The following is a 12,592-nucleotide window of genomic DNA, read 5'->3' as shown; positions in this document are numbered from 1 at the left end:
CCAATGCTCCGCTACGTCCTCAAACGACTGATTTCCTTGCTTGTCAGCCTGGCCGTCGCCTCGGTGGTCATCTTCGCCGTGATCGAGGTTGCCCCGGGTGATCCGGCCTCGTTCATGCTGGGCGTCAATGCGCAGGAGGACACGCTGGCGGCGCTGCGGGCCGAGCTGGGCCTGGATGGGTCAAAGATACAGCGCTATTTCCACTGGGTTGGCGGCATGCTGGTGGGCGATTTCGGCACCTCATACACCTATCGCACACCGGTGTCGCAGATGATCGCTGACCGGCTGTGGGTGTCGTTGCCCCTGGCACTTTATGCGCTGACGCTGTCCACGTTGATCGCCTTTCCCGCCGGAATCTATGCCGCTGCGCGTCGGGGCAAACCGGGGGACCTTGCAGTGATGGGGGCGACGCAGCTTGGCATCGCAGTCCCGAACTTCTGGTTCGCGATGATGCTTGTGCTGATCTTCGCCATCAATCTGCGCTGGTTCAATGCGGGCGGGTTTGCCGGTTGGAACGACGGTCTGTGGGTCGGCCTGCATTCCCTGACCCTGCCTGCCGTGGCTCTTGCCTTGCCACAGGCGGCGATTCTGGCGCGCGTCATGCGGTCGGCCTTGCTGGACATTCTGGGTGAGGATTTCATGCGTACGGCTCGGGCCAAGGGTCTGTCCCGTCGTCAGGCCCTTTGGCGGCATGGGGTGCGAAATGCGCTGATTCCGGTGCTGACCATCATCGGCTTGCAGTTTTCCTTTCTGCTGGCGGGATCGATCATCATCGAACAGGTGTTCTATCTGCCGGGCCTCGGGCGGCTGGTGTTTCAGGCCATTTCTGCCCGAGACCTCATCGTCGTGGAATCGGTCGTGATGCTGCTGGTCTTTGCTGTGATAACGGTCAATTTCCTTGTCGATCTTGCTTATGCGGCCGTGGACCCACGACTGAGGAGCAGGACATGAACCGGAACCTGATCCTTGGGGCCTTGTTGTCGTCGCTGGTGGTTCTGGCCGCGTTGGTCTCGTTCATCTGGACCCCCTACGACCATGCCGCGCTGGACATTCCCAATAAATTGCAGCCACCAAACGGGCAGCATTGGTTTGGGACCGATCATTTCGGCCGCGACATGTTCTCGATGATCATGGTCGGTGCGCGTACGTCAATTGCGGTGGCGCTGGTGGCCGTCGGCATCGGCATGGCAATCGGCGTTCCTCTTGGACTGGCGGCGGCCGCGCGCAAAGGCTCATGGCTGGATGAGGTCATCATGCGTGGCAACGATCTGGTCTTCGCTTTCCCTTCGCTGGTGATCGCCATCCTGATCACGGCCGTCTATGGCGCCGGAGCGATCAACGCCATTGTTGCGATCGGTATTTTCAACATCCCCGTCTTTGCCCGTATCACCCGCGGGGCTGCTTTGTCGCTTTGGGAGAGAGAGTTCATCCTCGCCGCCCGTGTGTCGGGCAAAGGGGCCGCGCGGATATCGGCTGAACATATTCTGCCTAACGTGGCCAATCTGCTGATCGTGCAGGGGACCATCCAGTTCAGCCTTGGCATTCTGGCCGAAGCGGGCCTGTCATATGTCGGTCTGGGCGCTCAACCTCCGACGCCCAGTTGGGGTCGGATGCTGGCAGACGCGCAGACGATGGTCAGTTTTGCCCCGCATTTGGCTCTGATTCCGGGTCTGTCGATCATCGTCACGGTGCTGGGTCTGAACGTGTTGGGCGACGGAATGCGGGACTGGCTGGATCCCCGGATCAGGGTGGCGCGGGCATGAGTTTGTTGCAGATTGAAAACCTGTCGCTGACGATCCACGGGAGACCGATTCTGAAACAGGTCAGCTTGTCGATCGACCCCGGCCAGATCGTGGCGGTGACGGGTGAAAGCGGCTCGGGCAAATCGATGACCGCATTGGCGGTGATGCAACTGCTGCCGCATGGGGCCAGCACGGAAGGTGCGATCTGGCTGGACGGTCAGGATCTGTTGACACGGTCAGAGCCCGATTTGTGCGCCTTGCGCGGCGCGTCCGTGGGGATGGTGTTTCAGGAACCGATGACAGCGCTCAATCCGGTGAAAACCATCGGTGATCAGGTGATGGAGACGATCCTGATCCACAAGGCGATGCCCCCGACCCAGGCCCGAACATGCGCCAAAGAGGTGCTGACCCGCGTCGGCCTGCCGCCTGATCGCTTCCCCCTTTCCCGCTATCCGCACGAACTGTCCGGCGGGCAACGGCAACGCGTGGTCATTGCCATGGCCATCGCTCTGCGCCCCAGGCTGCTGATCGCGGACGAGCCGACGACAGCGCTGGACGTCACGACACAGGCGCAGATTCTCGACCTGCTCAAGGGGCTGGTGCGCGAATACGACATGGGGCTGCTGATGATCACCCATGATCTGGCTGTTGTCTCTGACATGGCCGACCAGATCATCGTCATGCGCCACGGAGAAGTGGTTGAAAGCGGGGCCACACAGCACCTGCTGCGTCACATGCAACACCCTTATACCCGAATGCTGTTCGAGGCGTCTGGCCATCAGGTCACTTTGCCGGAACCCGCGCAACCGCAAACGTTGCTGGAGGTAACCCAGGTTGTCCGGGCCTACCGATTACCCCGAAAAGGCCTGTTGGACGCGCCGCGCCATCACCGGGCGGTGGATGGTGTCAGCTTCTGCCTCAACCGAGGCGAGCGGTTGGGGCTGGTCGGGGAATCCGGATGCGGAAAATCGACCCTGACACGGGCAATTTTGGGCTTGGAGGAGGTTCAGTCCGGTCAAATCCAGCTGGGTGGTCAGCCGGTATTCACCGGTCACAAACCCAACCTTGCCGTGCGTCGGAGGATGCAGGTTGTGTTTCAGGACCCATATGGCAGCTTCAACCCCCGCCACCGCGTCGCGCGCCTGATCACCGAGCCTTTCCACCTGCTGGACACCCCGCCCACCGGATCAGATCGACAGGATCGGATCTCGGAAATATTGACGGCCGTCGGCCTCGGCCCCGACGACGCGGGCAAGTACATCCACGAATTCTCGGGCGGGCAACGGCAACGGATCGCCATTGCGCGCGCCCTGATCATCCGGCCCGATCTGATCCTGTTCGACGAGGCGGTTTCGGCGCTTGACGTTTCGGTCCGTGCTCAGATCCTCGATCTGCTCGCTGAACTGTGCGACGCCTATGACCTGACCTATCTGTTCATCAGCCATGACCTGAGCGTTGTCCGCACGATCACCGACCGTGTGCTTGTGATGCAGTCCGGGCGGATCGTCGAACAGGGTCAGACCAAGCAGGTGTTCGAAGATCCGCAACATCCCTATACGCAAACCCTGATTACCGCTGCGCCCCGGTTGCCCGAGATAAGGCCGCTGACGGCATAAAGTTCCTTGTTAGAGCCTGATTGGAGGCCCAAAATGACCCAGAACATTTGGTTTGATCCCACCTTGTGCCTGATCGGCGGGCGCTGGATCCGGGCGGCTGCGGGCGACAGCCTGCCCTTGATCAACCCTTCGGACGGGACCGAGATCTGCCGGATCGCCCGAGGGTTCGAGGCGGATATCGACGCGGCGGTACAAGCCGCCCGTTCTGCGTTGAATGGTGATTGGGGGCGAAAGACGGCGTTGGAACGCGGCCGCATCCTGACCCGGCTAAGCCAGCTGGTGCTGGAACGGGTGGACGATCTGGCGCGGCTTGAGGCGATGGATGTCGGCAAACCGCTGACACAGGCCCGGGCAGACGCGGTCGCCCTGGCGCGCTATTGCGAGTTCTACGGCGGCGCGGCGGACAAGGTGATGGGCGAGACCATTCCCTATCTCGATGGCTACACCGTCTATACCTTGCGCGAACCGCATGGGGTGACGGGCCATATCGTGCCCTGGAACTATCCGATGCAGATTATCGGGCGTTCGGTCGGGGCGGCGTTGGCCATGGGTAACGCCTGTGTTCTGAAACCTGCGGAAGAGGCCTGTCTGACCGCGTTGGCCTTTGCCCATCTTGCGCAACAGGCCGGGCTGCCAGCCGGTGCTTTGAATGTCGTGCCCGGTCTGGGGGTCGAGGCGGGTGCGGCCCTGTCCGGACATTCGGGTGTAAACCACATCTCGTTCACCGGTTCTGTTGCCACAGGGGCCCTTGTGCAGCAGGCGGCGGGACGCAACGTGGTGCCCGTGACGCTGGAACTGGGCGGGAAATCCCCGCAATTGGTTTTTGACGACGCCGATCTGGATGCGGCGCTGCCGTTTCTGGTGAATGCGGGTATCCAAAATGCGGGCCAGACCTGTTCGGCCTCGTCCCGGATCCTGGTGCAGCGGGGCGTTTATGAGCAGGTCAGATCGCGCATGTCCAAGGCCTATGAAGAACTGACCGTCGGCCCGGCGATGCAGGATCTGCGGGTTGGGCCGTTGATCTCGGACCGGCAGAAACAGATTGTCAGGGGTTTTCTGAAAACCGCCACGGACCTGACGATCGCTGCGCAGGGGCAAATTGTCGAAGACGCGCCAGAGACCGGAGCCTATGTCCGGCCCACTTTGTTCGCAGACGTGCCGCCAGATCATCAGTTGGCACAGGACGAAATTTTCGGCCCCGTCCAGGTTCTGATCCCGTTCGACACCGAAGAACAGGCCCTGACCATAGCGAATAGTACAGAGTACGGCCTGGTCGCCAGCGTCTGGACGCGGGATGGCGCGCGGCAGATGCGGTTGGCGAAAGCGCTGCACTCGGGTCAGGTTTTCATCAACAACTACGGTGCAGGCGGTGGTGTTGAACTGCCGTTTGGCGGGGTGGGAAAATCCGGCCATGGCCGCGAGAAAGGGTTCGAAGCTTTGTACGGCTTTTCACAGTTGAAGACAGTTGCCGCGTTTCACGGATAACACTTCCCCAGGCAATTCAGATCAGCTTTGCTTCCAATGTGTGATTGCCCCAAATCTGTGATGTCCGCGTGGCAGAATGCCCGCTGAACCAACCTCCGACGACCTCGTCGGCAACGTTGGCACTGGCGGGGAACTTTTGTCTTCCGCCATCTGCCAGGATCACCAGGTCAAACCAGACCCGAACAGAATACGGCACATTGATCCGGCCTGAATTCAGGTTGTATTTGTGCCAGTGTATCGGGCAGCTCAAGAAAACGACCTTGTTGAAATGTGCCCCCATCTCGGCGGCTTTCATGACGACATTGCAGCCGTGGCTGTGGGCCACCACATCGCAGCCGTGATAAGCCTGAAGATCTATCCAGTTTTTCAAGTGTTTGGCAGCAATATGTCGGCCGCGGTCGGACCACCGGCCCTCCCATTCATAGTAGTTTTGCCCTGAATAGATGTCGTTGCGATGCGGCCTGATGTAATTGTGCAGATCTCCGACATGGGGATAGTACCATGTGGGGTCGGGATTGACTTCGAAGTGTGTGCCATGAACCAGAAGCAACCCCGGCGCACCGGCTTTCTGTTGCGCGGGCGCCGGTGGAATCTTCGAACCCGGCGGGTCTGAAATCAGAGCGGACGACAACACAGTAAGCAAATCTTGCGAGAGCGGCTCCAACTGCGCCCAACGCGCCGTAAACACACCAAGCCAAAGACGTGGCGGAAAAGATTCCGGCGAATACAGTTTGAGGCACGAACTCAGTGCGGCAAGAGCAACAATTGAATCAGGGGCCGCCAGTCCAAGCTTCAAAGCAGCGTCAATATGTTCGACGTTCGGCTGTTCTTCTGCTGCTTTGATCGCCTCGAACAAATGTTGGTAATACCCCTCAGGCTCTGGCGAAGTAAGCAGGTCAACGGGCCTTAGATCGCCGGGGCCATCAAAGAAACGCATGTATTCGTGGGCGGATGTTTGGCGGTCGTCAATTGGCCGGAATCCGAGCATAACAAGCTGTTTGGACAGAACGGCATCGTCGGTTTCTTCCCAATCGCGGCCCAACAGTAAAAGGTCGCTGTCATCGCCTTCGGCTTGCAGAAACTGCGCGCGGGATATCAGGTATGCGGCGTAGGAAAAAAGTGAAAGCTCATCCCGGGATCCGCCGGTATCGTAGAAGTTCCTTGGTTCAAAAATCATTTTATCTCAACCTTAATGCTCAATGAGAATGCCTTCCAAAATAGCATCAGGTGAGGTGCCGATAAATGATGAATGCGCTGCCGTGGTTCAGACGATCACCTCGATCGCCTTTTGCGCTCCGACTCCAAACACCCGCTTGTAGCGTTCGATCTGGTCCTCCGGACCCATAGCCTTTTCCGGGTTGTCCGACAGTTTGACCGTCGGGCGGCCATTGGCGGATACCGCTTTGCAGACCAATGAGAACGGCGCCAGCGCGTCATAGGGGACGAGTCCGCGAAAATCGTTGGTCAGCAAGGTTCCCCAACCGAAGGAAATATTGGCGCGGCCCGCGAACTGGGCATGCAATTCCTGAATTTTCTCGACATCCAGACCATCAGAGAAGATGATCCGTTTCCCTGTCGGGACTTCGCCGCGTGCGTTCCACCAGTCTATTGCGACCTCGGCCGCTGCTGCCGGGTCTCCGCTGTCGATGCGAATGCCGGTCCATCCCGCCAGCCAGTCAGGAGCATTGTCCAGAAACCCCTTGGTGCCATAGGTGTCGGGCAGGATGATGCGGAGGTTGCCGTCATGCTCGTCATGCCAGTCGCTGAGCACGTCATAAGGCGCCTGCGCCAACGCTTCATCCGTATCGGCCAGCGCGGAATAGACCATGGGCAGTTCATGCGCATTGGTGCCGATGGCCTCGACCTCGCGTCGCATGGCGATCAGGCAGTTTGAAGTTCCGGTAAAGGATGCGCCCAGCCCTTCGATCATCGCCTGCACGCACCAATCCTGCCACAGAAAGGAATGCCGCCGTCTGGTGCCGAAATCCGCGATCCCAAGCCCGTTTATCGAGCTCAACTTTTCGATCTTTTCCCAAACCCGGGTCATCGCGCGGGCGTAAAGCACCTGCAATTCGAACCGGCGCATGTCGTTCAGCACCGCGCGCGAGCGCAGCTCCATCAACACCGCCAGCGCGGGGATTTCCCACAACATGACCTCGTGCCACTTGCCTTCAAAGGTCAGTTCAAATTGGTCACCTTTGCGTTCAAGGTGATAGGGCGGCAGTCGCAAATTCTCGAACCACTCCATGAAGTCAGAGCGGAACATCTGCCGTTTTCCATAGAACATGTTGCCGCGCAGCCAGGTGCTTTCCCCACGGCTGAGGCTGAGAGAGCGGATGTGATCTAGCTGTTCCCGCAGCTCGCCTTCATCGATCAAACGCGCCAGAGGTACGTGATTCGACCGGTTGATCAACGAAAAAACGACATCTGTTTGAGGCTTGTTTCGAAACACTGACTGGCACATCAGCAGTTTGTAGAAATCAGTATCGATCAAAGACCGTACAATCGGGTCAATCTTCCATTTGTGATTGTAGACGCGGGTCGCGATGTCGACCATGGGGAACTCCTGCGATTTCCGTAGTTAGATCAATCGACTCTGGAAATAGCAAGAGTCGCTGATTTGGTGACAATGCCAGTTTGACGTCACAATACCGGCATATTGTGCATTGTTTTTACCGGTTAGTGAGAAGAGGGGATGGAAAGTCGAAACTGAGTTTGTGAATGGGTATCGAGTACGATTTTGATATTGTTAACGTAGCGCTGGAAGATCTGGACCCCGAAAAGCTGGGGTCTGCCTCTGATAGGGAACGCCAGGTATGTGCGGTGTTCCGCGATATCAGAGCCGCGGACGCGTTGCGTGGAACATCGCCGAAAATCCGCAAGATTTTCATGGATGCCGGATTCAGCCTCGAGTCGCGCAACAGCGGCATCGTGCCAGGTGTTTTTCCGGCCGAGGATCATGCGGATCGGGTGCGAATTCTGCGGTCGCTGTTTGACAACATCAGGACGCGTGGAATTCAGGGTGAATATTGCGGCGATTTCAACCTTTGGGATTTCCTGCATTATGTGCGAATCGCGCAACCCATGGCTGGGATCGTACGCAGCCGACCGATGCGCGTTCCGCCACCTCCGTCAAACCAAACCAACCCGGAACGTCGGACGATACCAGGGCGCATTGGGTTCGCGCTGGGTCTGGCGGTTGTTCTGTTCGTGATGATCAAGCTTTTGGCTGCCGCAGGGGCCACACCTTAGGTCAAAGCGACTCCGGCGTCCCGCATCGCCTGCTCGGCGGCTGCCAGCGAACCGTCCATGTCAATCGCGCGACAGGCACCCATGCGAACCGTGACATCGAAACCCAACCTGGCGGCATCTACCGCGGAATAACGCACGCAGTAATCGGTGGCCAATCCCACAAGGGTCAAACGGTTGATACCGCGTGTATCCAAATAGCCTTTCAGGCCTGTCGGTGTCTGGTGGTCATTCTCGAAGAATGCGGAATAGCTGTCGATGGCACTGCGGAACCCCTTGCGAAGGATCAGGTCGCCATCCGTGCGCAATTCGGGATGAAACCCGGCGCCGCGCGTGCCCTGCACGCAGTGGTCGGGCCACAGAACCTGTTGGCCATAGGGCATTTCGACCAGGTCGAACGGGTTTTTGCCATCGTGGGAACTGGCAAACGAAGAATGCCCCGCCGGATGCCAGTCCTGAGTCAGGATCACGGCATCGAATTCATCCATCATGGCGTTTATCGGTGCGACGATCTCGTCCCCTTCTGCCACGGCCAGTGCCCCACCTGGGCAGAAGTCGTTCTGGACATCGATCACGAGCAGAGCATGGGTCATGGCGGCCTCCTTTTACCGCTCTATCGGTAGGCGGCGGCGCGCGGGGCGTCAATGCAATCCCTTGCGACTCTGGGTCTGCAAAGGTAGATCGCGCGTATGTACACAATCGCTGCCCTCTATCACTTTACCCGTTTCGCGGATCCGGCCGCGTTGCGCGACCCCTTGCTGGACTTGTGCCGCGCGCAGTCCGTCACAGGTACGCTGCTGCTTGCCCAGGAAGGGATCAACGGCACGATCGCCGGCCCGCGGGCCGGAATTGACGCCGTGCTGTCACATATCCGATCCTTGCCCGGTTGTGCTGATCTGGAGTGGAAAGAAGCGACCTCGGACCACCCGCCTTTCGGCAAGATGAAGGTGCGGCTGAAGAAAGAGATCGTGACCATGGGCCAGCCCGACGTGGACCCGCGCGCCCGTGTGGGCAACTATGTCGACCCGCAGGAGTGGAATGACCTGATCCGTTCTGACGATGTGGTGTTGATCGACACGCGAAACGATTACGAAGTGGCAATCGGGACGTTTGAAGGCGCAATAGACCCTGAAACAGCCAGTTTCCGCGATTTCCCGGCATGGTGGGAACAGAACAAGGACCGCTTTCACAACAAGCGGGTCGCCATGTTCTGCACGGGCGGCATCCGTTGCGAGAAATCCACCAACTACTTGTTGGGGCAGGGGGTCGAAGATGTCTATCACCTCAAAGGCGGTATCCTGCGGTATCTGGAGGAAATCCCCGCCGAAGACAGTTCCTGGCAGGGTGAATGCTTTGTTTTCGACAATCGCGTTTCGGTTGGCCACGGGCTTGTTGAAGGGCCGCACAAGCTTTGTCATGGCTGCCGGCGTCCTATCCTGCCCGAGGATATGAAGCGCCCGGAATACGAGCACGGCGTTTCTTGCCATCAATGCATCGATGAGACGTCCGATGCTGACAAAATGCGCTTTCGCGAGCGGCAGAAGCAGATCCTGCTGGCGCGGGAACGGGGTGAGGCGCATCTGCGGCAGGATTGAATTCGGGTTGCGAGCGATGCCTTTAGGTCGGATGATTGCCCGAAGACCGGATTGAAGGGGCGTTCATGCACCGCAAACCCACGACATTGGACGAATGGAAATCGACGCTGATTGCGGCACTGGGGCTGGTCCTTGCTAGCTTCCTGGCCTGGTATGGCCTGTCCCGCCTGAGCGAGGCGGCTGCAGGCGATACGATTGGCACAGTCGCCTCGATCGGGTTGTTGATCTGGTTGGTGTCACAATCCTGGTACTACATGACACAAGTGAAATCGCCCCGCAGGCTTTTGTTTCTGATGGGTGTTTCGTTCATACAGGTCGTTCCATTCCTGTTCGCCGCAGTTTACGGGGCCTTTGGGTATAACGACCACTGTGTCATTGGTGCGCAGGGTCCGGGGGATATCCTGTATTTTTCCTATGTCACCTTCACCACAGTCGGATATGGCGACATGTCCCCGACCGGTCTGTGCCGTGGGCTCGCCGTGTCCGAGGCCGTAACGGGCTATATCCTGCTGGGGATGTTTGTTGCCGCAGCAGTTTCGCTTTATGCCCGCAACCACAATCCGGATAGACCCTAATTCGGGACTATTTGTTGTGATCGATCCAGCGCGACATCATTTTCTTGTCGCGGAAACACTCGGATGGGATCGGGCGGCGCTTGCTGCGTGAAATCCGCTCGGCAAACGCGACTTGTTTTCCCGTTGGGTAATTGTCGAACTGCGAGGTCCCGTGTGGTTTGTGGGCTGAAATCCAGTCAGACAAAAGCCGCCGGTCGCGCTGTGCCTCAACCGGAATCTCAAGGGCTGACTTCTCGGCAATTGCACGCGCATACCGCATCTGCCGATCGGTGACCGGAAGCAGGTGATAGTCGTTGTTCGGCCCGTTCAGGGCTGTGGGGCGTGTTTGCTGGGTCATCGGTTTGTCCTCTGACTATGTAGAACATAAATAGAACATTAACCAAAAATTTCAAGGTTTGCGGGGTTTGACAGGCGTGAAACCGCCCCTTCGATGATTTTATTGACTGGTCAATCAATAACCGATAGGCCGATTTTCGACTGACCATTTGTCCCGTCCTGACGGGTGCGAAAGAAAAGGACACGGTATGAAGTTTCAGCCCCGGGCCAGCCATTTCATTGACGGCGAATATGTCGAAGATACAAACGGCGCGGCCATCGAAGTGATCTATCCCGCTACAGGCGAAGTGATTGCACGGTTGCATTCAGCGACGCCGGCGATCGTGGAACAGGCTCTAAACAGTGCAAAAAACGCTCAGGCAGCATGGGCGGCCCTGTCCGGGACGGAACGTGGCCGCATCCTGCGCCGCGCCTCTGATATCATGCGCGAACGCAATTACGACCTGTCCGTTCTGGAAACCCATGATACCGGCAAGCCGATTCAGGAAACCACAGTGGCCGATGCCACCTCGGGGGCCGATGCGCTGGAGTATTTTGGTGGATTGGCAGCCTCTCTGACTGGCGAGCATATTCCGCTGGGCGGGGGGGATTTCGTCTATACCATCCGCGAGGCGCTGGGCGTGTGCGTCGGTATCGGCGCCTGGAATTACCCCACGCAGATCGCCTGCTGGAAAGGTGCACCTGCACTGGCTTGCGGCAACACGATGGTATTCAAACCTTCGGAAACCACGCCCCTTTCGGCATTGAAAGTGGCCGAAATTCTTGTCGAGGCCGGCGCACCCAAGGGTGTCTACAACGTGATCCAGGGTTACGGTGATGTCGGTGCTTCGCTGGTCTCTGATCCGCGCGTGGCCAAGGTCTCTTTGACAGGTTCTGTGCCGACGGGCCGCAAGGTCTATGCTGCTGCGGCGGATGGCATGAAGCATGTGACCATGGAACTTGGCGGCAAATCCCCGATGATCGTCTTTGACGATGCCGACATCGAAAACGCTGTATCAGGTGCGATCCTGGGCAATTTCTACTCTTCGGGCCAGGTTTGTTCCAACGGCACCCGCGTCTTCGTTCAGAAAGGTATCAAAGAGGCATTCCTGAAACGTCTGTCGGAACGTCTGGCGCACGCGAAAACCGGCGATCCAATGGACGAGGACGTCAGCTTTGGCCCGATGGTCAGCGAGAACCAGATGAACATCGCCCTGGGCTATATCGAAAAGGGCAAAGCCGAAGGCGCAAGACTGGTTTATGGCGGAGAACGGATCGAAAGAGACGGCTATTTTGTGCAGCCTACGGTTTTTGCTGACGTCACGGACAACATGACCATCGCGCGCGAGGAAATCTTTGGCCCCGTCATGTCGGTGCTGGATTTCGAGACCGAGGAAGAGGTGATGGCCCGCGCCAATGACACCGAGTTCGGTCTGGCCGCAGGTGTCTTCACGAACGATCTGACCCGGGCGCATCGAATCGTGGCCGGATTCGAAGCTGGCACTTGCTATATCAACACCTACAACCTTGCCCCGGTTGAAGCGCCGTTTGGTGGATCGAAGATGTCCGGTGTCGGGCGCGAGAACTCGAAACTGGCGATCAATCACTTCTCGGAAATGAAAACCGTCTATGTCTCGATGAATGATGTTGAGGCTCCGTACTGAATCAAGGACGGTTGTCCGCTGTTTTTGACGTCTCTGTTCCCGGTGTCTGACGCCGGGAGCAGGGGAAACGCCAGCCAGTGGTGTGCAATACTGCACTGGCAATACCGATGCCTGTCAGCGTGCCGGAAAAGGCGGGCTTGCAGAATTTGTGTCCAAAGACGTTGCCATCCCAAGCCGGTTGGCCCGGCCTGATGAGGAGACACGTCCGCGATTTCTCTGACCACGGAACTCATTGAAGGTGCGGAACTTTTACCGCCGTATTTCGGATGTGGCGTCTCGTTTTCACGCATCTGCCGCAAATTCCACGGCACCGGTTGCTTTACGGGCGGTCAGCCGTCGTGACCTTTTTGG

Annotated in this window: 12 protein-coding genes; 8 read left to right on the top strand and 4 right to left on the bottom strand. The window is 58.3% G+C overall.

What is annotated here, in order from left to right:
- The first annotated feature begins 3 nt into the window (after positions 1-3).
- Genes GS620_RS16970 through GS620_RS16955 form a run of 4 tightly spaced genes read left to right on the top strand, consistent with a single transcriptional unit; the run spans position 4 to position 4,843 of the window.
- Positions 4-951, top strand: a complete 948-nt coding sequence (locus GS620_RS16970) for an ABC transporter permease (RefSeq protein WP_171117079.1) — start codon at positions 4-6, stop codon at positions 949-951.
- Positions 948-1,763 (top strand): ABC transporter permease, encoded by an 816-nt coding sequence (locus GS620_RS16965; RefSeq protein WP_171617069.1) that lies wholly within the window; start codon positions 948-950, stop codon positions 1,761-1,763. The genes GS620_RS16970 and GS620_RS16965 overlap by 4 nt, the downstream gene beginning before the upstream one ends.
- Positions 1,760-3,358, top strand: a complete 1,599-nt coding sequence (locus tag GS620_RS16960; RefSeq protein ID WP_171617067.1) for an ABC transporter ATP-binding protein — start codon at positions 1,760-1,762, stop codon at positions 3,356-3,358. Before GS620_RS16965 ends, GS620_RS16960 begins: the two co-directional genes overlap by 4 nt.
- Positions 3,359-3,391: 33 nt before the next feature.
- Positions 3,392-4,843, top strand: coding sequence for an aldehyde dehydrogenase family protein (locus tag GS620_RS16955; RefSeq protein WP_171617065.1), 1,452 nt, complete (start codon positions 3,392-3,394; stop codon positions 4,841-4,843).
- A 16-nt stretch (positions 4,844-4,859) separates the two neighbouring features.
- Here GS620_RS16955 and GS620_RS16950 read toward each other — a convergent pair whose 3' ends face one another.
- Both GS620_RS16950 and pncB read right to left on the bottom strand, forming a co-directional pair.
- Entirely contained in the window at positions 4,860-6,020 is a 1,161-nt protein-coding gene (locus GS620_RS16950; protein WP_171617063.1) for a hypothetical protein, read from the bottom strand.
- 87 nt (positions 6,021-6,107) lie between these two features.
- On the bottom strand, positions 6,108-7,400 hold the full coding sequence (pncB, locus tag GS620_RS16945; RefSeq protein WP_171617061.1) for a nicotinate phosphoribosyltransferase: 1,293 nt from the start codon (positions 7,398-7,400) through the stop codon (positions 6,108-6,110).
- Positions 7,401-7,564: 164 nt separating this feature from the next.
- Between pncB and GS620_RS16940 the strand changes: the two genes are divergently transcribed.
- On the top strand, positions 7,565-8,095 hold the full coding sequence (locus tag GS620_RS16940; RefSeq protein ID WP_171617059.1) for a hypothetical protein: 531 nt from the start codon (positions 7,565-7,567) through the stop codon (positions 8,093-8,095).
- Here the strand turns inward: GS620_RS16940 and pncA are convergent.
- Positions 8,092-8,685, bottom strand: a complete 594-nt coding sequence (pncA, locus tag GS620_RS16935; RefSeq protein WP_171617057.1) for a bifunctional nicotinamidase/pyrazinamidase — start codon at positions 8,683-8,685, stop codon at positions 8,092-8,094. The genes GS620_RS16940 and pncA overlap by 4 nt on opposite strands.
- A 96-nt stretch (positions 8,686-8,781) precedes the next feature.
- Here pncA and GS620_RS16930 point away from each other — a divergent pair, with 96 nt between their 5' ends.
- Both GS620_RS16930 and GS620_RS16925 read left to right on the top strand, forming a co-directional pair.
- Entirely contained in the window at positions 8,782-9,687 is a 906-nt protein-coding gene (locus GS620_RS16930; RefSeq protein WP_171617055.1) for a rhodanese-related sulfurtransferase, read from the top strand.
- Between the two features lie 65 nt (positions 9,688-9,752).
- A complete protein-coding gene (locus GS620_RS16925; RefSeq protein ID WP_152459433.1) occupies positions 9,753-10,262 on the top strand; it encodes a potassium channel family protein in 510 nt (169 codons plus the stop codon).
- Between the two features lie 7 nt (positions 10,263-10,269).
- On the opposite strand, the gene GS620_RS16920 is transcribed toward GS620_RS16925, so the two are convergent.
- Positions 10,270-10,599: a hypothetical protein gene (locus tag GS620_RS16920; RefSeq protein ID WP_171206694.1), complete on the bottom strand. Its 330-nt coding sequence runs from the start codon at positions 10,597-10,599 to the stop codon at positions 10,270-10,272.
- 187 nt (positions 10,600-10,786) lie between these two features.
- Here GS620_RS16920 and betB point away from each other — a divergent pair, with 187 nt between their 5' ends.
- Positions 10,787-12,241 (top strand): betaine-aldehyde dehydrogenase, encoded by a 1,455-nt coding sequence (betB, locus tag GS620_RS16915; protein ID WP_171617053.1) that lies wholly within the window; start codon positions 10,787-10,789, stop codon positions 12,239-12,241.
- Positions 12,242-12,592: the final 351 nt, after the last annotated feature.

The organism is Ruegeria sp. HKCCD6428, assembly GCF_013110595.1.
GTDB lineage: Bacteria > Pseudomonadota > Alphaproteobacteria > Rhodobacterales > Rhodobacteraceae > Ruegeria.
This window is presented reverse-complemented; position numbering and strand designations above follow the sequence as displayed.